Source organism: Sorangium sp. So ce321 (assembly GCF_051530195.1).
Lineage (GTDB): Bacteria > Myxococcota_A > Polyangia > Polyangiales > Polyangiaceae > Sorangium.
Genome location: NZ_CP150329.1, coordinates 8,281,200 through 8,301,541, shown reverse-complemented (window position 1 = coordinate 8,301,541; position 20,342 = coordinate 8,281,200). Strand labels below are relative to the sequence as shown.

Annotated in this window: 17 protein-coding genes; 8 read left to right on the top strand and 9 right to left on the bottom strand. The window is 73.2% G+C overall.

What is annotated here, in order from left to right; all coding sequences use genetic code 11:
* Positions 1 to 152: 152 nt before the first annotated feature.
* Positions 153 to 1,034: a hypothetical protein gene (locus tag WME89_RS30610; protein WP_438003218.1), complete on the bottom strand. Its 882-nt coding sequence runs from the start codon at positions 1,032 to 1,034 to the stop codon at positions 153 to 155.
* Positions 1,035 to 1,465: 431 nt separating this feature from the next.
* On the opposite strand from WME89_RS30610, the gene WME89_RS30605 reads away from it, so the two are divergent.
* Together WME89_RS30605 and WME89_RS30600 are read left to right on the top strand one after the other, a co-directional pair.
* Complete coding sequence (locus WME89_RS30605) at positions 1,466 to 2,548, top strand: hypothetical protein (RefSeq protein ID WP_438003217.1); 1,083 nt, start codon at positions 1,466 to 1,468, stop codon at positions 2,546 to 2,548.
* A gap of 5 nt (positions 2,549 to 2,553) precedes the next feature.
* Positions 2,554 to 4,047 carry a hypothetical protein gene (locus tag WME89_RS30600; RefSeq protein WP_438003216.1) on the top strand — a complete coding sequence of 498 codons (1,494 nt, stop codon included), beginning with the start codon at positions 2,554 to 2,556 and terminating at the stop codon, positions 4,045 to 4,047.
* Here the strand turns inward: WME89_RS30600 and WME89_RS30595 are convergent.
* Positions 4,008 to 5,660 (bottom strand): ferritin-like domain-containing protein, encoded by a 1,653-nt coding sequence (locus tag WME89_RS30595; RefSeq protein ID WP_438003215.1) that lies wholly within the window; start codon positions 5,658 to 5,660, stop codon positions 4,008 to 4,010. The two genes, WME89_RS30600 and WME89_RS30595, sit on opposite strands and share 40 nt — an antisense overlap.
* 328 nt (positions 5,661 to 5,988) lie before the next feature.
* Here WME89_RS30595 and WME89_RS30590 point away from each other — a divergent pair, with 328 nt between their 5' ends.
* Together WME89_RS30590 and WME89_RS30585 are read left to right on the top strand one after the other, a co-directional pair.
* Positions 5,989 to 7,608 (top strand): hypothetical protein, encoded by a 1,620-nt coding sequence (locus WME89_RS30590; protein ID WP_438003214.1) that lies wholly within the window; start codon positions 5,989 to 5,991, stop codon positions 7,606 to 7,608.
* A 323-nt stretch (positions 7,609 to 7,931) separates the two neighbouring features.
* Positions 7,932 to 9,269, top strand: coding sequence for a sigma-70 family RNA polymerase sigma factor (locus WME89_RS30585; RefSeq protein ID WP_438003213.1), 1,338 nt, complete (start codon positions 7,932 to 7,934; stop codon positions 9,267 to 9,269).
* Between the two features lie 108 nt (positions 9,270 to 9,377).
* Here the strand turns inward: WME89_RS30585 and WME89_RS30580 are convergent, their stop codons facing one another.
* Positions 9,378 to 9,989 (bottom strand): hypothetical protein, encoded by a 612-nt coding sequence (locus WME89_RS30580; RefSeq protein WP_438003212.1) that lies wholly within the window; start codon positions 9,987 to 9,989, stop codon positions 9,378 to 9,380.
* A gap of 123 nt (positions 9,990 to 10,112) precedes the next feature.
* On the opposite strand from WME89_RS30580, the gene WME89_RS30575 reads away from it, so the two are divergent.
* The 4 genes from WME89_RS30575 (at position 10,113) to WME89_RS30560 (ending at position 14,022) form a co-directional block, all read left to right on the top strand.
* The gene (locus tag WME89_RS30575; protein WP_438003211.1) at positions 10,113 to 10,853 is read left to right on the top strand and encodes a TetR/AcrR family transcriptional regulator; all 741 of its coding nucleotides are present in this window, start codon (positions 10,113 to 10,115) and stop codon (positions 10,851 to 10,853) included.
* A gap of 6 nt (positions 10,854 to 10,859) precedes the next feature.
* A complete protein-coding gene (locus WME89_RS30570; protein WP_438003210.1) occupies positions 10,860 to 12,098 on the top strand; it encodes a cytochrome P450 in 1,239 nt (412 codons plus the stop codon).
* Positions 12,099 to 12,336: 238 nt separating this feature from the next.
* Positions 12,337 to 13,782, top strand: a complete 1,446-nt coding sequence (locus tag WME89_RS30565) for an amidase (RefSeq protein ID WP_438003209.1) — start codon at positions 12,337 to 12,339, stop codon at positions 13,780 to 13,782.
* Between the two features lie 18 nt (positions 13,783 to 13,800).
* Positions 13,801 to 14,022 carry a DNA-binding protein gene (locus WME89_RS30560; protein WP_438003208.1) on the top strand — a complete coding sequence of 74 codons (222 nt, stop codon included), beginning with the start codon at positions 13,801 to 13,803 and terminating at the stop codon, positions 14,020 to 14,022.
* 19 nt (positions 14,023 to 14,041) lie between these two features.
* Here the strand turns inward: WME89_RS30560 and WME89_RS30555 are convergent, their stop codons facing one another.
* The 6 genes from WME89_RS30555 to WME89_RS30530 form a co-directional block, all read right to left on the bottom strand.
* Complete coding sequence (locus WME89_RS30555; RefSeq protein WP_438003207.1) at positions 14,042 to 14,905, bottom strand: 3'(2'),5'-bisphosphate nucleotidase CysQ family protein; 864 nt, start codon at positions 14,903 to 14,905, stop codon at positions 14,042 to 14,044.
* Between the two features lie 94 nt (positions 14,906 to 14,999).
* Entirely contained in the window at positions 15,000 to 16,262 is a 1,263-nt protein-coding gene (locus WME89_RS30550) for an RNA polymerase sigma factor (protein WP_438003206.1), read from the bottom strand.
* A complete protein-coding gene (locus WME89_RS30545; RefSeq protein ID WP_438003205.1) occupies positions 16,259 to 16,654 on the bottom strand; it encodes a YciI family protein in 396 nt (131 codons plus the stop codon). The genes WME89_RS30550 and WME89_RS30545 overlap by 4 nt, the downstream gene beginning before the upstream one ends.
* A 479-nt stretch (positions 16,655 to 17,133) precedes the next feature.
* Positions 17,134 to 18,813, bottom strand: coding sequence for a methyl-accepting chemotaxis protein (locus WME89_RS30540; protein WP_438003204.1), 1,680 nt, complete (start codon positions 18,811 to 18,813; stop codon positions 17,134 to 17,136).
* Positions 18,792 to 19,787 carry a CheR family methyltransferase gene (locus tag WME89_RS30535; RefSeq protein WP_438003203.1) on the bottom strand — a complete coding sequence of 332 codons (996 nt, stop codon included), beginning with the start codon at positions 19,785 to 19,787 and terminating at the stop codon, positions 18,792 to 18,794. Before WME89_RS30535 ends, WME89_RS30540 begins: the two co-directional genes overlap by 22 nt.
* Entirely contained in the window at positions 19,784 to 20,338 is a 555-nt protein-coding gene (locus WME89_RS30530; RefSeq protein ID WP_438003202.1) for a chemotaxis protein CheW, read from the bottom strand. The genes WME89_RS30535 and WME89_RS30530 overlap by 4 nt, the downstream gene beginning before the upstream one ends.
* Between the last annotated feature and the right edge of the window lie 4 nt (positions 20,339 to 20,342).

Sequence of the window (20,342 nt, the reverse complement as noted above, 5' to 3'; positions counted from 1 at the left end):
GAGGGGGCGAGACCGGAAGCGGGAAGCGGAAGCGCAACGCTAGCGCAAAGGCCGCGTGGGTCGAAGCCGAACGCCGGTCGCGGCGGCGCCGCGCGGCGCGCGCCGCGCGCGTGGCCGCCGCGGAGGAGCGGTGTCCCTGGCGGCCGGGCGTGTCAGGCGGGCCGGGCGTGCTCCGCGGGGCCCGGCTGCGGGGCGGTGAGCGTGTCCGCGGGCGGCTCGTCGGACGCCTTCACGAAGGGCAGGGGCGGGGGGGCGGCGCTCGGCGTGCGGGCGCTCCGCTCCCGCCGCTGGAGCGACGGCGCGATGAGCTCGGCGTCGCCCTCGTCCCAGCGCAGGTAGGTCACCGCGCGCCGCGTCTGCTCGTACGCGCGCACGAACAGCGCGACGGCGCGCGCGCGGCGGTCGGCCGCGTCGGAGACCGCGGCCTCCGGGCCGAGCTCGCGCACGCCGAGCGCCGCGAGGAGCTTCGGCCCGAGCTCGCCGGCGCGCCGCACCTCGTCCTCGGTGGCCTCCGTCCTGCCCGCGATCTCCGGCCAGTTGTGGTTGAACAGCGCCGACAGCGCGACGAGGTCGTTCGCGCTGTCGACGTGGCCCTCGCCGGCGCGGATGTCGTCGACAGCGTCGGGGTCGAGCAGCCCGCGCCGGGCGAGATCGTCGGCGTCCGCGAGGAGCTTCGCGCGCAGCGCGAGCGCCTCGTCGAGCAGGGGCTTCACCGCGTGCCCCGCGCCCGACTCGGGCAGGGCGATGAGGTGCGCGTACCAGGCCGCGAGCGCGTACAGCTCCAGCTTGTCGAGCAGCGCGATCTTGTGCTCGGGCAGCTGCTTGACGATGGCCGGGCGCAGCGCCGCGAGGCCCGGCAGCGCGCCGAGCACGAGCGCGACGGCGCGCGGGAGGTCGATGTTGATCGGCGCGAGCGCGGCCGCGCTCAGCTCGCTCAGCTCCGGCGCGATCCGGTTGAACGCGGCGGCCGCCCGGGGGGGCGCCGCGGGCTTCCTGGGCGAGGTCTTCCTGGGTGGGGCGATGGACTTGAGCATGAGGGCACGACCTCTCTTCCCGGTTCCCCCGCGGCCGCGGCGAGCGACGCGCGCCGAGGATAAATGGGAGTCGCCGGACAGCAAACCGTCCTCGCGCGCGCGACGTGAGGCGCTGATGTGGGTGGGCGCGGCCCGCGCTCCGCCGCCCTCGGCCCGCCCGCGCGGCGCGCCGCGCGTGGAGGACGGGCGAGGCGACGCGCGCCCGGCGCGGGGGAGCCCGGAGCGCCTTTCGCCTGGCGCTCGCGGGGGAGCCCGGAGCGCCTTTCGCCTGGCGCTCGCGGGGGAGCCCGGAGCGCCTTTCGCCTGGCGCTCGCGGGGGAGCCCGGAGCGCCTTTCGCCTGGCGCTCCTCGCGGTGCCCTGTTAATCGGTCGTCGCGGTCCAGCGCAGGGACCTCGCTCAGGTGCTGCTCGCCGACCGTCCAGGGGACTCGATGCCTGAAGAGATCAGCAGAAGGTCCCGCCGCTCCTCGGGCAGCGCGGGGCGCGCGGCGCGGAGGGGCCCCGGCCGCGCCGCGCTCGGGCTCGTCCTGGCGCTTGCCGCGTCGGCGCCGGCGATGACGGCCTGGGCCGAGCCGACGATCGCGGAGCGCGCGCGGGGCGACGCGCTGCGCCGCGAGGCGCAGGAGCTCCTGGCGGCCGGCCGACCCGAGGCGGCCTGTCCCAAGCTCGAGGAGAGCGACCGGCTGAGCCCGTCGGCCGCGACGAAGCTCGAGCTCGCGAGGTGCCGCGAGGGCACGGGGCGCCTCGCGAGCGCGTGGGCGCTCTACAGCGAGGTCGGCGCCGCGGAAGGGGCGGGCATCGACGCGAAGCAGGGGGCGGAGGCGCGCGAGCGCGCGGCGGCGCTGGAGCAGCGGCTCCCGCGGCTCGCGATCGTCCTGTCCGGCGAGGTGAAGGCGCTGCCGGGGCTCGAGGTGAGGCTCGACGGCGTGGAGGCGCGGAGCCTCGGCGAGGCCCGCCCCATCGAGCCGGGGAAGCACAAGGTGACCGCGACCGCGCCCGGCAGGCAGGCGTTCACGCGCGAGGTGGAGGTGAGCCAGCCACGGCAGCTCGCCGAGGTCCACGTCACGGCGCTCGAGCCCACCGCGACGGAGCCGGTCGCCGCGCCTGCCGCCGGCGACGTCGCGTGGCGCAGGCCGGACCCTCCTGGCGTGAGGCCCGATCCGATCCACCGGAAACTGATGTGGGTGACGGGCGGGCTCACGCTGGCGGGCATCGCGCTCGGCAGCACGTTCGGGGGCCTCGCGCTCTCCACGTGGAGCAAGGTCGACGACGCCGCCAGGACGGCGTGCAGCGACCCGTCGCGTTACCGGGACTGCGCGCAGCCGGTGCCCGACCTGTCCCGCAGGGCGGCTTCGTACGCGACAGTGTCCGATTTCTGCTTCATCGCCGCGGGCGCGGCGCTCGCCGGCACGGCCGTCCTCTGGTGGACGCTGCCCCCGGACGGCCCGCGCGCGGGCGCTCGCGTGCAGATCGTGCCCGGCGTCCTCGGCGGCGCCGTCGTCGGGGTGTTCTGATGACGATGAGCCTCGAACGGCGCGGCCAGCGCTGGCTGGCGAGCGCGCTTGTCGTTGCGAGCGCGGTGAGCGCCGCGGGCTGCGCGGAGATCGCGGGCATCCAGCTCATCAACGAGGAGGAAGGCGCCGGCGGCGGCACGACGACCAGCGAGCCCGGCTACACGTGCCAGTGGGCGATGCCGTTCGGCGACGCCGACACGACGCTCGGCGGGATCGTGGCCGACCGGGACGGCACCTTGTGGCTCGCGGGCAGCTTCAAGGGGAACCTCTCCGTCGCGGGCGGCGCGGTGCTCCGGGCGGGGGGCACGGGCCAGGACGTGTTCGTGGCGCACCTCGAGCACGACGGGAACCACATCTGGAGCGAGCGCTTCGGGAACGCGGAGAACGACGCCGCGACGCACGCCCATCAGGCGACCTCGATCGCCCTCGGCGACGACGGCGTCTACGTGGCGGGCGACTTCACTGGCACGCTGGCGTTCGGCGCGGACTGCGGCCTGCCCGAGGGCGGGGGGGACCGCGAAGCGTTCGTGGCGCGGCTCGACAAGGGCGATCCTGGCGGGGTCGCGGCGTGCGTGACGCACGGGTCGAGCGGCCCTGACGAGGCGGAGGCGGTCGCCGTCATGGGCGACCGGGTCGTCCTCCTGACGTCGCTCAAGGACGGGGCGGACATGGGGTTCTCCAGCTACGAAGGACAGACCCTCTCGGACCCGTGCAGCGGCGTCTTCTCGGGCCTCGCGGGGGCGCGCTACCGGCCCCGCGCGCTCCGCATCTGGTCCGGGGACGTCTTCGTGGCCTCCGAGTTCGAGGGCCGGGTGAACCTCGGCTTTCCCGGCGCCGAGCAAGCGCTGCCGCCCGGCGGCGAGGCCGCGGAGGGCGTCGACGCCTTCCTCGCCTCGTTCCCGGCGGACTGGATCTGCAATCGATCGAGCCCCGGGGGCGCGGGCCTCTGGTTCCGGCACTACTCCGCTCTCCCGGGGGATCAGCGCACCAGCGCCGTCGCGGTGCACGAGGCCGGCGTCGTGGTGGCCGGCTCGTTCACGGGAGAGATCGACCTCCCCGGCGAGACCGACGCCGGGCTCGTCTCCACCGACGAGGACGGCTTCGTCGCGTACCTCGACCGGGGCGGCGATCCCAGGTGGGCCAAGCAGCTCGGGGGCAGCATGGCCCAGTCAGCGCAGCTGGTCGGGATCGACGGGTCCGAGAAGATCGTCTTGGCCGGGCATTTCCAGCGACAGATGAAGACCGATGACGCCGAGGTCAGCGGCGATGCCGGCGAGGGCGACATCTTCCTCGCGCGGCTCAGCGCCACGAACGGCGACGTCGAGTGGGTCGGCGCGAGCGGTGGCCCCGAGCTCCAGCAGATCCAGGCGCTCGCCGTCTCCGGGACGGACGTCTTCCTCGCGGGCACCTCCGCCGCCAACTTCGAGCTCCTGAACTGCGACGTCGAGGCCGCGGGCGGTCAGCTGTTCGTGGCGAAGCTCTCGGTCTCCTCGCGCTGAGGGCCGGCCGGCGGGGGCGGGCAGCGGCGCTCGCCGCCGCGCTGCGCGCGCGGCGTACGTGAGAGGAGCGCCCGCGCGCAGGGCGCGATGACCTGCGCGAGCGCGCGCTCCCGGATCTCGCGCCGCTGCTGCGCCGAGAGCACGCCGAAGCCGAGCAGCGGGCCGCCGGGACCTTCCTCGCTCGGGGCGGCGGGCTCCCGGCGCGCGGCGGCGAGCTCCTCGATCACGGCGCTCCCGAGGGAGGGGTCGCGCTCGACGGCCCACGCGGCGAACCGGAAGGCGAGCTCGGCGTGGCGCGTCTCGTCCTCGGCGATCTTCTCGAGCGCGCGCCGGATCGCTGGATCCGCCGCGTGGAGGGCGGCTTCTGCCGCCTCGATCGCGGCGACTGTCTCGCCGATGCACCCCTCGCGGAGGGTCATCACCAGGATCTCCCGGGCGCCTTCGCCGCCGAGGGCGCCGTCGATGGCGAGGGGCCCTGGGCCGACGCCGCGGCCGGCGAAGGCGCTCGCCAGCTCGAAGCACATGCGCGCGTGCTCGGCCTCGTCGCCCATGGCCGCCTGCGCCGCGAAGACGAGCTCCGGCGGCGCGCCGAGCGAGAGCAGCTGCAGCGCGAAGCGCGCGAACGCGGCGATCGACGCGTGCTCGAGGAGGGCGGCGCGGGTCCAGTGCGCGGCGAGGGCCGCCTGCTGCTCGGCCGAGAGCTCCTCCCGGCGGGGCGGCGCCCCCGGCGCGGCGGCGCGCCAGTCGTCGCGCGCGGCGGGCTCGGCGGTGCGCGCGGCGCCGTCCACGAGGAACGGCCGGCCGATCACGCAGATCTGCTCCGTGCAGGTGTGGCGGCCGGCCTCGAGCGAGCACTGCAGGTCCCCGGTGCAGTCAGCGTCGCTGGCGCACTCGTCCTCCGGCGTCTGGCAGGCGAAGCCGGTCCCGCCGCAGCCGGGGTTGAGGACGTAGCTGGAGCAGAGGAGCCGGCCGCAGTCGTCGTCGCTGGTGCACTGCGCGAGCACGCACTCCCCGACCGGATCGCCGCAGAGGCAGATCTGCCCCGCGCCGCAGTCGGCGTCGGTGGTGCACCCGTAATGGCAGAAGCACCCCGGCAGGATCTCTCCTCCCGAGGCGGGGTTGCAGTAGCCGTGCGGGTGCTCGGTGCAGTCGGCGTCGGTGGTGCAGCTCCCGGCGGCGCCGCTCGGCTCCGAGCACGCCTTCTCGCGCGGGAGCGCGCTGGGACAGTCGACGACCTCCGCGCGGTGCATCCAGCCGTCGGCGCAGCGCACGTACCCGGTGTCGCGGCCCGCGACGACGATGCGCTCGGGATCCTCGCATTCGAAAGGAAACCCATCCGGCGGCGCGCTTCCCGTGCTCCCGCCCGACCCATCGGCCGCGCTTCCGCCCGGGCCCGCCGTCGAGCTCCCGCCCGGGCCATCGGCCGCGCTTCCGCCGGAGCCATCGGCCGCGCTTCCGCCGGAGCCATCGGCCGCGCCTCCGCCGGAGCCATCGGCCGCGCTTCCGCCGGAGCCGCCGCCGGTGACGCCGCCATCACAGCCCAGGGCCGGCGCGAGCGCCAGGACCGAGAGCAACCGTGCACCCCAGGAGTCGATCGAGACGAGCAAGCGCATGGAGTTTCCCTCTTGCGATGATCGTACCCGGGTTCGGCGCCGCCGTCGCCGATGTTGCGACCACGCCGGGCACGCGGGGCGCATGTTCGCGGGGGAGGCCGGGCCATCCCTGAGGCTGGGGCGATGCGCTCCCGGGTTCGTCGGCTTCCTCGGCGGGCCTCGCCGGTCAGGGCGAATCGACAGCGGCGCCTGGGGGCCACTCGGCTCGAAACGGAGCTTCGTCGGAGAGCGCGGCTGGAAGGCGGAGTGATCATCGAGGGCGGTTGCGGCGGCGGCATTGAGGGGTGACTGAATGAATCCTGCACAGATGCGGAGCATCAGAGCCGGCATGACCAGAACTTCCGGATCTGTCGTGTCGTCGTTCGTGCTTTCGAGGTGCCTCTCGGCCCCCGTCGTTCTCTCGTTTCTCCTCGCCGCCGTCGCGTGCGAGCCCGTCGAGCGCGGCGGAGCTGGCGGCGCGGGAGGTGACGCTGGCAGCGGCGGCGCTGGCGCTGCGCCGACCGGAGGTGGCGGCGGTGAAGGGGGCAATGGCGGCGAGGGCGGCGCTGGCGGCAGCGGCGGCGCTGGCGGCGAGGGCGGCAGTGGCGGCGAGGGCGGCAGTGGCGGCGAGGGCGGCAGTGGCGGCGAGGGCGGCGCTGGAGGTCATGGTGGCAATGGCGGCAATGGCGGAGGCGCCGGCGAGGGCGGCGCTGGCGGTCATGGCGGCAATGGCGGAGGCGCCGGCGAGGGGGGCGGTGGCGAAGGCGGCGCTGGCGGCGGGAGCGTGGAGCTGGCCTGGGCGCGGGGGTACGGCGGCCCAGGCGATGAGCGAGGGGCGGCCATCGCCAGCGACGCCGCGGGGAACCTCTACGTCACGGGCGCCTTCGAGGGGACCGTCGATTTCGGCGCCGGGCCGCTGACGAGCGCCGGCGAAGAGGATGTCTTCCTTCTCAAGATCGACCCCTCGGGCACGTTGCTCTGGAGCAGGAGCTTCGGGAGCTCCTCCAGGGAATGGGGAGACGCCGTGACCGTCGACGGGAGCGGCAATATCTTCCTCGCCGGCGGCTACAGCGGCGGCCTCGGTGTTCCGACCGTCGATTTCGGCGGGGGTCCGCTCGAACACTTCGATTCCAGCCCCGCGCTCTTCATGGTCAAGCTCGACGCTGACGGCGATCACGTCTGGAGCCAGGGGCCCCTCTCGACGCCCATGTGGGGCTTCCTGGGGGAAATGGGCACGGACCAGCTCGCCGTCGATGCGCTGGGCGACGTGTACGCGGTCATCTTCAACCGGCACGAGGGCCCTCGCACCTCCCTGATCAAGCTGGATGCCGCGGGCGCCGTCCTCTGGAATCAGCCGATCCCTGGACAGGGGACCCACGACAGCGGCGGGAGCCTCGCGCTCGATGGCGCCGGCAACGTGGTGACCACGCGCGAGTCCATCCAGGGCAGCCCGTTTTGCCCCTGCGCCATGCGGCTCGCCGTCTCCAAGTTCACGCCGGCGGGCGATGTCCTCTGGAGCCGGCTGATCGGCCCGGAGTCCGCGACCTTGGCCGACAGCGGCGCCACGGCGCTCGCGGTCGCGGTCAACGCGGCGGACGAGATCCTCGTGACGGGCTCCATCCATCAGTCACTCGATCTCGGAGGCGGCGCGCTTCCCGCCGGCCCCTTCCTCGTCAAGCTGGATCAGGACGGCGAGCACCTCTTCAGCCGCTCGGTCCCCTTCGCCCGCAGGATCGCCGTCGACCCCGCCGGCGGGATCCTCGTCGCCGGGGACGGGCTCGCCAGGCTCGACGCGACCGGGGCGGCGCTCTGGACGCGCCCCCTCGGAGCCCCCGTGAACGATCTCATCAGCTCCCCGCTCGGCGCGATCGCGATCACCGGCGCCGCGACAGCGCCGCTGGACTTCGGGTCCGGACCGCTCGCCCACGCAGGCGGGGCCGACGCCTTCGTGGCGATATTCACCCCCTAGACCCGGCCGACCCGGCGGGCTGAGCCAGGGCGCACGGCGTCCGCGCACCACCAGCCCGCCGAGGAGGACCGGGCGAGACTCCGGCGCCCGCGGAGCGCGCCTCGCCGCGGCCGATCGCGCCGGCGCCGCCGCGGACGTGCAACGTCGCGCGCGTGGCTGTGGAACTACTCAGAAAAATGCCGTAAAAGGGCCTGAGTAGGCTGGCCCTTCGATTTTCTGTTTACGTCCATAGCGGATAGAGTATCGAGGCGCCTCGCTGCTCGTATCTCCCTGCAACCCGCCGGGGGCAGGCACGACGCCGCGGCAACACTGGAGCGCACTGAATGAGGTTCCGTTCCTCGCTCTCTGCGAGCGAGCCCGAATCGAGTCACCCCGTTCTCGTCGATTCCCCGGAGGGGCAGGCAGGCGAGCGCGCTCCGGCGCGCCGCGTGCGGGCCGCGGCGGGGCATGCTGCGCCCGGCGCGACCGAGCTCTACTTCCGGTCGCTCGCCGGCAGCCAGCCGCTGACGCGCGAGGGCGAGGTCGCGCTCGGCCGCCGCATCGAGGCCGGCGCGCTCGCGTGCTTCGAGGCCTGGGTCCGCTCGCCCATCGCCCTGCGCGAGCTCGCCTGGACGGCGGAGGACGTCGAGCTCGGGGCGCTCAGCATCCGGGACCTCTTGTGCGAGACCGACGCGGCCGACGTCGATGCGGACGTCTGCTTGAAGCGGCTCGCGGGCCTGCTCGAGCTCGCGCGCTCGCTCTTCGCCCGGCAGGGCGCCGACGACGCGGAGATCGCCCTCGCGGGCCTCGCCGCGGGCCTCGCCGAGCTGCGGCTCGATCCCGCCTTCGAGGAGCGCATCGAGCGGAGCCTGCGCACGGCGGCGGCGGAGGCGAAGGGCGCGGAGCGCGCGCCGATCGAGGCGACGCTCGCGGCGATCGCCCGGGGGCGGCGCGCCGTCGCCCGGGCCAAGTCGGAGCTCGTCCAGGCGAACCTCCGCCTCGCGGTCGCCATCGCGCGGGAGCACCAGCGCTTCGGCGTCCCGCTGCTCGACCTCGTGCAGGAGGGGAACCTCGGCCTGATCCGCGCGGCCGACAAGTTCGAGTACCGCCGCGGCCACCGCTTCGGCACCTACGCCGCGTGGTGGATCAAGCAGGCCATCAAGCGGGCAATCCTCAACCAGGGCAAGGCCGTCCGCATGCCGGTCCACCTCACCGCGATCCGGAGCCAGGTGGTGCGCGCCCGGCGCGACCTGGTGCAGGAGCGCGGGCGCGAGCCCTCGGTCGAGGACATCGCGGAGCGCAGCGGCCTCACCGTGGAGAAGGTGCGCATGATCGGCGAGCTCGCGCTCGATCCGCTCAGCCTCGACGCCCCCATCGGCGAGGAAGGCGACACGCGGTACGGCGATCTGCTGGCCGGCGACGAGCCCACGCCCGCCGACATGCTGGCCCGGCGCCGCCTGATCGAGCAGACGCGCGAGCTCCTCGACTCGCTCCAGCCGCGCGAGCGCGAGCTCCTGCGGCGCCGCTTCGGCCTCGACGGCAACGAGGACGAGACGCTCGAGGAGATCGGCCAGTCCTTCTCGCTGACGCGCGAGCGCATCCGCCAGATCGAGGCGAAGCTGCTCGAGAAGCTCCGGACGCGCTCGCGGCAGCGCGAGCTCGGGTCGTACCTCGAAGGGTGACGGCGCGCCCGGGGGCCGCGGGGCCCTCGCGCCCGCTGCGCGCCGCGGGGCCCTCGCGCCCGCTGCGCTCCGCGCGGCCGAGGCTCGAGCGCGGCGTGGCGCCGCCGCTCAGTAGAGCGCCCACCCCGCGATGGCGCTCGCGCGCAGCGCGTCGTCGCCCGCGAACCACACGTCGCCGCGGAGGATGAGCGTGACCATGGGCGCGAAGTCCATGCAGCAGGACCCGAGGTGCACGCCGAGCTCCGGCGAGATCGACGGGCGCACCAGGGGCCAGAACTCCATCGTGGTGCCGGCGCCCGCGAGCACGCCGAACACCCCGCCGCGCGGGTGGTAGACGCCCCGGTAGCCGGCGCGCATGCGGAACGTCACGTCGGCGCGGTCGTCCGGGGTCGCGCCGAGCTGCTCGCCGATCGCGAGGCCAGGCGCGAGCACCACGCGGTGGTTGGTGAGCGGCGCCGTCGCGGCGTCACTTTCCGAGAGGGCGATGGGCACCTGAAAGGACCACGCGAGCAGCGCCCGCGCGCCGCCCTCCGCGCTCGGGCCGAGCGCCACGTCGGCGCCGATCTCGGACGGCAGGAGCGTGATCACCAGGATCCCGGCGAGCGCCTCCTCGACGCCCGAGAGCGGCGGGGGATCCGCGCGTGCGGCGCGCGGCGCGGCGGCGAGGATCGCCGCGGCAGCGAGGCCAGCGGCGCGACGGGCGAGGGGGCGAGCGTGCACCGCGCCAATGTACCGCCCCGCAACCCCTCGCTTGACAGCCCTGGCAGGCACGCTAGGTTGACCACGTGACGTTTGACCGATTTAGAATTTTGGTCAAACGTCACGAACGATCAGCAACGGAGCGTGGGCTTGACGGACGGCGAGATCTCGAAGCAGCGGCAGCGGGCCGAGCGGATCCTGGATGCGGCGGCGGAGCTGGTGCTCCGCTGGGGGTACAAGCGCGTGACCATCGATGAGGTCGCCAAGCGGGCCGGCATCGGCAAGGGCACCATCTACCTGCACTGGAAGACGCGGGAGGCGCTCTTCCTCGCGGTGCTCGCGCGCGACTCCGTGAAGATGTTCGACAGGTTCACCGAGGCGGTGCGCGAGGATCCGGCGGAGATCCTGCTGCACCGCGTGCTGCGGAGATCGCTCCTCGTGCTGAAGGAGCTCCCGCTGCTGCAAGCGATGTTCACGCGGGACACCGAGGTGCTCGGCAGCCTCGTGGTCGACAGCACGGCGCGGCCGCTCCAGGGCCGGAAGCTCGCTTCCTTCCGCGAGTACTTCGCGCTCCTGCGGTCGCACGGCCTACTGCGCACCGACATGGCTTCGGACGATCAGCTGTATGCGATCAACGCCATGGTGTTCGGGTTCCACCTGCTCGATCCGCTGCTGATGGCCGAGGAGCGGCGGCCTCTGGACGAGCGGGCCGAGATCCTCGGTGCGATGGTGCGCAGCGCCTTCGAGCCCGCCGAGCCCCCCGACCCCGGGGCCCTGCGCGCGCTGGCGCCCCGGATCATCGACGAGTTCGTGCAGCTACGCGCTTATTACGTGCAGTTCACACAAGGGAATTCCACCTCAACGCGGGAGAGCCCCGAGGAGTGATCCGATATGAGCACGACCGACGTCTTCGCGCATCCGAGCCAGCCCACCCTGGACCCCTTCCTGGCCTGGCTACGCCAGGCGCGGGAGTCCTGTCCTGTCGTTTATAACGAGGCGCAGCGTACCTGGCAGCTCTTCGGCCACGCGGACGTCCTCCGCGTCCTGTCCGATCCGGCGACGTTCTCCTCGGACATGTCGAAGTTCATCCCGCCGCAGGCCGACTTCGAGCTGTTCTCCCGGGGCAATTTCGCCCGGCTGGACCCGCCGAAGCACCGGAAGCTCCGCGACCTGGTCAGCCAGGCGTTCACGCCGCGCGTCGTCTCCGGGCTCGCGCCGCGGATCGCGACGATCACGAGCGAGCTGCTCGGCAGCGTCGGCGACGCCGGGCGCTTCGATCTGGTCGGCGACCTGGCCTATCCGCTGCCGGTGATCGTCATCGCCGAGCTGCTCGGCATCCCGGTCGCGGACAGGGAGTCTTTCCGGAGGTGGGCCGACACGCTGCTGTCGAGGAACGGTGAGGACGCGGGCACCCTGCCGGACCAGGCCGCCATGGACCGCATGGGCCCGATCCTGCGGGAGATGAACGAGTACCTGCTCGCGCACATCAAGCAGCGCCGCGCCCGGCCCACCGACGATCTGATCAGCCAGCTCACGCGCGCGGAGGTCGACGGGCACACCCTCGATGACGAGGAGATCGTCGGGTTCGTCGGCCTGCTGCTGATCGCCGGCCACATCACGACGACAGCGCTGCTCGGCAACGCGATCCTCTGCCTCGACGAGCACCCCGACGCCGCGGCTGAGCTCCGCGCCGACCCGACGGGGCTCCCCGCGGCGATCGAGGAGGTGCTCCGCTACCGCCCGCCGTTCCCCCGGCTCGCCCGGCGGACCACGGCCGAGGTGGAGCTCGGCGGCAAGCAGATCCCCGCGGATCAGGTGGTCATCCTGTGGCTCATCTCGGCCAACCGGGACGCCGCGCACTTCCAGGATCCGGACCGGTTCGATATCCACAGGAAGCCCAACCAGCACCTGAGCTTCGGGTACAGCATTCATTTCTGCCTCGGCGCCCCGCTGGCCAGGCTCGAGGCGAAGATCGCGCTGGAGATCCTGCTCGAGCGGTACCGGACGATCGCGGTGGCCCGCGACGCAGGCTGCGAGTTCTTCAGCCCGTGGACCATGACCAGCGCCAAGCGGCTCCCCGTGGACGTCGAGATCGCCCGGCGCGGGACGCCCTCCATCACGGCAGCATGAATCCCTCCTGCGTGGACTGACCATCTCACGTCCATCGTCGCTCGCCGGCGCGCGACTCCCTCCCTCGCTGGCGGGGCGCGCTGGAGGAGGTCGACGCGCCGAGACCACAGGTCGCACGGATTCCACACATAGGTCCTGTGCGGAACTCGCGTGGATCGCGGGGCGAGCCGATCGAGGGCGGTGTTAGGCTCGAGATCCACGTTTCTGTCCAGAAACGATGGATGGAGGAGGGCCAGAGATGAAGATTTCGGACTACGCCGAGTGCGACGCGACGGGCCTGGCGCAGCTGATCGCGGCGCGCCAGGTGTCGGCGGCGGAGGTGCAGCGGACGGCGCGCGCGGCCATCGAGCAGGTCAACCCCGCGCTGAACGCGCTGGTCGGCGACCTCTTCGACGAGCCGCTCGCCTGCAACGCCGACGGCCCTTTCCGGGGCGTGCCGTTCGCGATCAAGGACCTGGCCATCCACGCCGCGGGCGTGCCCACGCGCCTCGGGAGCCGTCTGACCGGGCCAGGGATCCCCTTTCCGCACGACACGGAGCTGATGGCCCGCTTCAGGCAGGCGGGGCTCGCGGTGCTGGGGCGCACGGCGACCCCGGAGTTCGGCTTCAACGCCGCGACGGAATCGGTCGCCAACGGGCCGACCCGCAACCCGTGGGACGTTGCCCGCACGCCGGGCGGATCGAGCGGCGGCTCGGCGGCGCTCGTCGCGGCGCGCGCGCTGCCGGCGGCGCACGCGAACGACGGGGGAGGCTCGATCCGCATCCCAGCGGGCTGGTGCGGGCTCGTCGGGCTCAAGCCGACGCGAGGCCGCACCCCGCCCGGGCCGGACTTCGACGAGATGCTCGGCGGCCTGGCCATCGAGTTCGCCGTGACGCGCACGGTGCGCGACGCCGCGGCGCTGCTCGACGCGGTGCACGGCGCGGGCGTGGGGGACAAATACGAGATCAGGCCCCCGGGCCGGCCCTATGTCGAGGAGGTCGGCGCGCCGCCAGGCCGCCTGCGCGTCGCCGTGACGGCGCGGTCCTGGTCGGGCTCCGCCGTGGATCCCGAGCACGTGCGGGCGGTCCTGGCCGTGGGCCGGGAGCTCGCGTCGCTGGGCCACGTCGTCGAGGAGGCCAGCCCCTCCGTGGACTGGGAGCCGTTCATGAAGGCCCAGCTCGCGATCTGGACGTGCTTCGTGGCCAGCGGCGCGCTGGGGCTCTCGGCGGCGCTCGGCGTCCCCCTCGGCCCGGAGGTGCTCGAAGCGACCACGCTGGCCTCGGTCGAGTACAGCCAGCGGCTGACGGCGCTCGATCTCCACGACGCCCACCACGTCTGCAACACGATCCGCCGCACGGTCGCCGGCTTCTTCCAGCGTCATGACGTGCTGCTCACGCCGACCGTCGCCACGCCCCCTCCGCCGCTCGGAGCCCTCGACGCCAACGACGCGAGCCTCGGCGCGAAGGGCTGGAGCGACAAGCTCTTCGACATCATCCCTTTCACGCCCCTCTTCAACGTCACCGGGCAACCGGCGATGAGCCTGCCGCTCGCCGAGACGAGCGCGGGCCTGCCGATCGGCGTCCAGCTCGTCGGTCGCTACGGCGCCGAGGACACGCTGTTCCGGCTGGCGGCGCAGCTCGAGCAGGCGTTACCGTGGCGGGCGCGCCGCCCGAAGGCGGTGATCGCCGGGCACGCCGGCAACTGACCAGGAGAGGAGGCGCGCATGCCGAGCAAGACGAGGGAACAGCCAGAGTCCGCGCTGCCGAAGGGCATCGGGAAGCCGGCGACGCGGGCGCTCGCCTCGGTCGGGGTCTCGCGCCTGGACCAGGTCGCGCGGTGGACCGAGGCCCAGCTCTTGGCCCTTCACGGCGTGGGGCCAAAGGCGGTCGGCGTGATCAAAGCTGCCCTGGAAGCGCAGGGGAAAGCCCTCGCCGGGGACGGATAGCCCCCGCGGCCAGCGATCGTCAGGGCTCCGCGGCGAGGGCCGAGAGGAGGCGCTCGTGCAGGGCGGGGGAGCGGCTGAGGAGCAGCCCGCCGTCGAAGCGCGGCGTCGGCTGGTTGTAGCGGAGCGGGCGGCCGGCGAGGTCGGTGGCGGCGCCGCCCGCCTCCCGGGTGATCAGGTCGACGGCGGCGAGATCCCATTCCCAGGCGCCGAGGCGGCGGCCCCCGGTGGGGATCCCGGCGATCGCGTCGACGGAGCCCGGGCCGGGCAGCAGCGAGCGGGCGCAGAGGCTCTGCGTCGCCTCGACGACCTCCGCCGCGCCCAGCCGCGGCGCGACGCGCTGCAGGCGCGGGAGGTTGTCCGGAGCGCCGAGCCAGCCCTTGGTGGCGATGACGGGCCGCCCGGGGCCCAGGGAGAGGCGGAGCGGCCGGCGCTCGTGCCCGGGGCGCTCGATCCACGCTCCGCTCCCGGCGACGGCGCAGAGGAGCAGCCCCGACGTCGGCTGATACGAGACGCCGACCGCCGGCGCGCCGTCGACGGCGAGCGCGATGAACACGTCGAAGTCGCCGGTGCGCGCGACGTACTGCGCCGTCCCGTCGATGGGATCGACGATCCAGCACCGATCCCTGGCGAGCCGCGCGGGATCGTCCGACCCCTCCTCGGTGAGCAGGGCGTCGGCGGGGAACGCCGACGAGAGCGCGGCGCGGATGGACGCGTCAGAGGCGTAGTCTGCCTGCGTCACCACCGACCCGTCCGGCTTCTCCGAGACGGCCGCGCGCCCGTAGAAGCCCAGGATCACCTCCCCGGCGGCCCGCGCTGCCGCCGTCGCTACCTCGAGCTCCCGGGCGTACGGCGCGGCGGTCGCGTCGCGTGACGAGCTGGACATGGGAGGACCGGTTAGCGCACCCGTCCGCCGGCACCAAGCCTCGCCGGTCGGCTTTGCGCGCGCGCCGCCGCGCGCGGCCGGCGCCTCGCCCTCGCTACCTGCGCGCGTCGCGGAGCCGCGCCGCCTGCGTCGTCAGGTAGCTCTGCTCCGGGATGCTCGTCGTGCGGCCGGCCGCTCTCCTGTAGTGCTCGATCGCGGCCTCGTGATCGCCGGCGCGCTCGAGGAGGTGCGCGCGGACCGCGTCGAGGCGGTAGTGGCCCGCGAGCCGCGGGTCGGCGTCGAGCGCCGCCAGCAGCGCGAGCCCCGCGCGCGGGCCGTGCACCATGGCCGTCGCGATCGCGTGGCTGAGCGCGACCATCGGGTTGTCGGACATCCGCATCAGCACGCCGTAGAGCGCCAGGATCTGCGGCCAGTCCGTGTCGTCGGCGCGCGCCGCCTCGTCGTGCACCGCCGCGATCGCGGCCTGCAGCTGGTACGGGCCGACCGAGCCCCTCGACAGCGCCGCGGAGACGAGCGCGACGCCCTCGGCGATGGCGCCCTGATCCCACCGGCCCCGATCCTGCTCGTCGAGCGGGATGAGCTCGCCCGCAGGCCCGGTGCGCGCCGCGCGCCGCGCGTCGGTCAGCAGCATCAGCGCCAGCAGGCCCGCGACCTCGCCGTCGTCCGGGAGGAGCGCGTGCACCGTGCGCGTCAGGCGGATCGCCTCGCTCGACAGGTCGCTGCGGTGCAGCTCCGGGCCGGAGCTCGTCGTGTAGCCCTCGTTGAAGATCAGGTAGAGCACGTGCAGCACGGCGCCGAGCCGCTGCGCCTGCTCCTCGGGCGTGGGCACCTGGAAGGGCACGCCAGAGGCCTTGATGCTCTGCTTGGCGCGGCTGATCCGCTGCGCCATGGTCGCCTCCGGGACCATGAACGCCCGGGCGATCTCGGCCGTGGTCAGGCCCCCGACGGCGCGCAGCGTGAGCGCGATCGCGGACGACGGCGAGAGCGCGGGGTGGCAGCACATGAAGAGCAGGGCGAGCGTGTCGTCCTGCTCGGGGGCCTCGTCGCTGTCGGGGGCGAGCGCGAGCTGCTGCTCGGGCGGCACGAGGCTGACGACGAACGCCTCGCGGCGGCGGCGGGCCGCCTCGCTCCGGACGTGGTCGGTGATGCGCCGCGACGCCACCTGGATGAGCCACGCGCGCGGCTCGTCCGGCGCGCCGTCGCGCGGCCACTGCGTGGCCGCGGCGAGCAGCGCTTCCTGGACGGCGTCCTCCGAGGCGGTGAAGTCGCGGAACCGCCGGAGGACGGCGCCGAGCACCTGCGGCGCGAGGTCGCGCAGCAGGCGCTCGATCCGGGCTCCGCGCGGCGGCGAGGTCACGGCAGGTCGTTGGGCGGCGCGCTCATCACCTCTCGCACCTCGATCCCCATGTTGAGCGGCGCGCCGCCGGGGCCGGGCGCGGCGGACGCCTCCGCGGCGATCTCGTAGGCGCGCGCGGGGCTGTCGACGTCCACGATCCAGTACCCGGCGAGGAACTCCTTGGCCTCCGGGAACACGCCGTCGGTGATCGGCCTGCCGTCGTTGCCGGCGCGCACGAGCCTGGCCTGGTCGGGCCCCGCGAGGCCCTCGGCCGCCACCAGCTCGCCCGAGGCGCTGAGCTTCTCGTGGAAGCTCTTCATGAAGGCCATGTGGGCGTGGAGGTCCTTCTGCTGCCAGCTGGCAACCTGGTACGGCCCCCCGTGCGGGGTGTTCATCATCAGCATGTACTTCATGGTCGGCTCCCTCTCCTCTTCATCGAGCGCCCCGGAAGCGGGGCGCTTTCACGGGCAGGTCGGAGCCGCGGGCGGGGTCTCGACATGCCGGGCGACGATAGCGAAAAAAAACGACGGCCGGCACCCAGGATGCGGGGGGAACGTGGGGGTGGGGTCGAGCCGGAGGGAGCACGAGCCCGCGGCTCGGGTCGACTTGCTGCCGGAGCGTTGGCGCTCGCCAGTGCCAGCGGGCGCTGATGAGAGCGGCCGCGCGCAGGGTTGCGTGCCGCCGTGCGCGTGCGCGATACCCCGGGATTAGCGCGCACGCGCACGCGCACGAGCACGAGCACGAGCACGAGCACGCAGAGGATAGACGGAGACGGAGGACGGAAGAGGATAGACGAAGAGGGAAGAGGATAGACGAAGAGGACTGAGGACTGAGGACTGAAGATGAGGACGAGAGACGAACGAAGGTGTATCCGTCCCAGCCGAGGACCGCGCTAGAACGGGATGAAGTCCTGATCGCTCGCGGCGTGGGGCGAGCGCCCGTTGCTCGATGCGCCGCCGCTCGGGCGGCCCTTCTGCGGCGGCTTCCACAGCGCCTTACCGCCGTGGCGGTCCGGTAGACTCCCCGTCCCCGGAGGCTTGTGGCCGAGGTCGCCGTCTCTCTCCTGCGAGAGGCGGAACGACGCCATCACGTTCTGGAGCTGCTCCGCCTGCGCCGAGAGCTCGGCTGCCGTGCTGGCGAGCTCCTCGGCGATCGCCGCGTTGCGCTGCGTGGATTGCTCGATCAGCTCCACCGCCCCGCTGATCTGGGCCACGCCGTTCGACTGCTCCTTGGATGCCGCGGCGACGCCCTGCACCAGCTCCGCGGTCTCCCGGATCGACGGGACGAGCTCCGCGATGAGCTGTCCCGAGCGCTCCGCGACCGTGATGCTCGACGCGGCAAACGAGCCGATCTCCTTCGCCGCGTCCCGGCTGCGCTCGGCCAGCCGCCGCACCTCCGTGGCGACCACGGCGAAGCCCTTGCCATGCTCGCCCGCGCGAGCCGCCTCGATCGCGGCGTTCAAGGCGAGAAGGTTCGTCTGGTACGCGATCTCCTCGATGATCACGATCCGCTGGGCGATCGCCTTCATCGCCTCGACCGTCTCCCGGACCGCCTGACCGCTATGCTCCGCGTCCTTCGTCCTCCGGTGCGCCGTCTCCTCGACCTGCTTGCAGTTGGCGGCGTTCTTCGCGATCGTGCCGCTCAGCTGCTGCAGGCTGGCCGTCGTCTCCTCCACGGACGCCGCCTGCTCGCTGGTGCCATGCGACAGGCTCTGCGCCGTCGCCGAGAGCTGCACCGAGAACGAGGAGACCGAGACAGCGCCGCTCCGGACCTCGCCGATGAGGCCCGCCAGGCGCTCCGACATGGCCTTCACGGCGCCGAGCATCTGGCCGAACTCGTCGGAGCTCTTCACCGTGATGTCGCCCGTGAAGTCGCCCCCGGCGATGCGCTGGTGGATCGACACAGCCTGGGTGAGCGGCACCAAGACCATCCTGCTGAAGACGATGGCGAGCACGAGGGCGACGACGAGCGCGAGCAGACCTCCTATCTGCAGCGTCACGTACATCGTCGTGACGAGCGCGTTCGTCGCCGCCTGCCGCTGGCCGAGGAGGGCGCGCTCCTCGTCGTCGATCTCCTTGAGCGACGCGCGCATCTGGTCCATGAGGATCTTCCCGCGCCCCTGCCTGACCTCGTCGAAGGCGCGATCCGCCGGCACGTTCGCCCCGTCCGCGACGCGGCGGAGCTGGATGATCGGCTCCAGCACGGAGGAGAGCCACTCGTTGTGGTCCGTCTCGACCTTCTCGAGGCGCACCTGCTGGCGCGGGTTGTCCCTGGTGAGCTCCCGGGCGCGACTCAGGCTCTTCTCGAACCGGTCGCGCCCGCCGCGGTACGGCTGCAGGAACGATTCCACCCCGGTGATGACGAACCCACGCTCCCCTGTCTCGGTGTCGAGCAGCGACTCCATGATCTCGCTCGTCGCGAGCATCACCTCGTACGTGTGCTGGTCCCATGAGCGGGCCTCGTCGAGCTCCGCGAACCTCTTGTAGGCCGTGCCCGCCAGTCCGAGGACGATGACGACCATGGCGGCGAAGCCGAGGTAGAGCTTCCGACCTACTCCGATGTGCGCAAGCATGATGCATGCTCCGAGCTGGATGTGTTGCGGCTTCCTTCGAGCCCCCCCGGGGGCTGGAGCCGATAAACGGACGGCGCGACGCATCGCACGCGGTGGTCCGTCCCGTGGAGGCCCTCGGCGTGTCCGAGGAACAGGTACCCTGAAGGCGCGAGGTTGGCGATGAGCCTCGCCACGATCGACGCCTTCGTCGCGGCGTCGAAGTAGATGAGGACGTTCCGGCAGAAGATCAGATCGAACAGACCGAATCGCCTGGGCGCCGCGTCGAGCAGGTTGAAGCGCCGGAAGGTGATGAGCCTGCGCAGCTCCGGCCGGGCCTTCATGAGGCCCCCGCTCGCGCCCGTCCCGCGGAGCATGTAATTGCGCAGGCGCTCCTCCGGGATCTCCGAGGCCCGCTCGAGCGGCCACACCGCGCGTTGCGCCTGGTCGAGCGCGCGGACGGACAGGTCCGTCGCGAGGATGCAGATCCCCGGAGCGCCCGCAGGGGCGTCGCCTGCCCACGGGGGCGCCTGTCCCGCCGCGCCGCCGCGACCCGGAGAGGGCAGGCTGTCGAGCAACGTCATCGCTATCGAGTACGGCTCTTCCCCGGTCGAGCAGGCCGCGCTCCAGGCGCGCACCGGGCGGCGGCTGCGCGCGAAGGGCGCTCCATGGCCCGCGCTCTCGTGCCACGCCGGGAGGATCTTGCGCTCGAGGAGCTCGAACTGCTCGCGTTCCCGGAAGAAATGGGTCTCATTCGTGCAGATGCAGTCGATCATGTGCACGAGCTCTCCCTCGCCGCCCGCTGCTGTCACACGGCGGTAGTACTCGCCGAAGCTGCGGAGCCCGAGCGCGCGGAGCCGGGGCCCGAGGCGGCAGAGCAGGAGCGGCTTTTTCTGCGGGCCCAGCGCGATGCCCGAGAGGCGCTTGACGAGCCTCTGGAACAGCGCGAACTCCTCGTCGCTGAGCGTGCGCGGGCTCAGCTCGGCGGTCGAGATCATGGCCTGTCCCCTTCGCCGGCCGGCGCCCCGTGACTGCCCGGGAGCGCCGGCGGGGCCCCGGGGGCCGAGGGGCCGAGCGTGGTCGAGGCCAGGAGCTCCGCCGGCGAGAGGATGCGGTCGATGTTGAGCAGCAGCACGAGCCTCTGGTCCACCTTCGCCAGCCCGAGCAGCTGAGTCGGGCGCACCTGCGTGCCAAAGGCCGGCGCGGGCTCGATCTCGTCCTCGGCGAGCGTGAGCACATCGCCCACGCCGTCGATGAGCAGGCCGAGGCGGGTGTTCTCGCCGTCGAGCTCGGTCTCGACGATGAGGATGCAGGTCCACCGGCTCACCCTCGTCGGGGGCAGCCCGAGCTGGACCGCGAGATCGATGACCGGCACGACGCGGCCCCGGAGGTTCATGACGCCGACGATGCACGCCGGCACCATCGGGACCCGCGATGTGCGGGTGTGCTCGACGATCTCCCGCGCTCGGAGGATGTTCACCGCGTACTCGTCCCCCGCGATGATGAAGGAGATGTATTGCGACACGGGGCTCGACGCGTCGGAGATCATGACG

What these genes read in the sequence shown, in the direction of transcription:
- WME89_RS30610 (WP_438003218.1), bottom strand. Translation starts at nt 1,034, where the DNA reads ATGCTCAAGTCCATCGCCCCACCCAGGAAGACCTCGCCCAGGAAGCCC.
- WME89_RS30605 (WP_438003217.1), top strand. Translation starts at nt 1,466, where the DNA reads ATGCCTGAAGAGATCAGCAGAAGGTCCCGCCGCTCCTCGGGCAGCGCG.
- WME89_RS30600 (WP_438003216.1), top strand. Translation starts at nt 2,554, where the DNA reads ATGAGCCTCGAACGGCGCGGCCAGCGCTGGCTGGCGAGCGCGCTTGTC.
- WME89_RS30595 (WP_438003215.1), bottom strand. Translation starts at nt 5,660, where the DNA reads ATGCGCTTGCTCGTCTCGATCGACTCCTGGGGTGCACGGTTGCTCTCG.
- WME89_RS30590 (WP_438003214.1), top strand. Translation starts at nt 5,989, where the DNA reads ATGACCAGAACTTCCGGATCTGTCGTGTCGTCGTTCGTGCTTTCGAGG.
- WME89_RS30585 (WP_438003213.1), top strand. Translation starts at nt 7,932, where the DNA reads ATGAGGTTCCGTTCCTCGCTCTCTGCGAGCGAGCCCGAATCGAGTCAC.
- WME89_RS30570 (WP_438003210.1), top strand. Translation starts at nt 10,860, where the DNA reads ATGAGCACGACCGACGTCTTCGCGCATCCGAGCCAGCCCACCCTGGAC.
- WME89_RS30565 (WP_438003209.1), top strand. Translation starts at nt 12,337, where the DNA reads ATGAAGATTTCGGACTACGCCGAGTGCGACGCGACGGGCCTGGCGCAG.
- WME89_RS30560 (WP_438003208.1), top strand. Translation starts at nt 13,801, where the DNA reads ATGCCGAGCAAGACGAGGGAACAGCCAGAGTCCGCGCTGCCGAAGGGC.
- WME89_RS30555 (WP_438003207.1), bottom strand. Translation starts at nt 14,905, where the DNA reads ATGTCCAGCTCGTCACGCGACGCGACCGCCGCGCCGTACGCCCGGGAG.
- WME89_RS30545 (WP_438003205.1), bottom strand. Translation starts at nt 16,654, where the DNA reads ATGAAGTACATGCTGATGATGAACACCCCGCACGGGGGGCCGTACCAG.
- WME89_RS30540 (WP_438003204.1), bottom strand. Translation starts at nt 18,813, where the DNA reads ATGCTTGCGCACATCGGAGTAGGTCGGAAGCTCTACCTCGGCTTCGCC.
- WME89_RS30535 (WP_438003203.1), bottom strand. Translation starts at nt 19,787, where the DNA reads ATGATCTCGACCGCCGAGCTGAGCCCGCGCACGCTCAGCGACGAGGAG.
- WME89_RS30530 (WP_438003202.1), bottom strand. Translation starts at nt 20,338, where the DNA reads ATGATCTCCGACGCGTCGAGCCCCGTGTCGCAATACATCTCCTTCATC.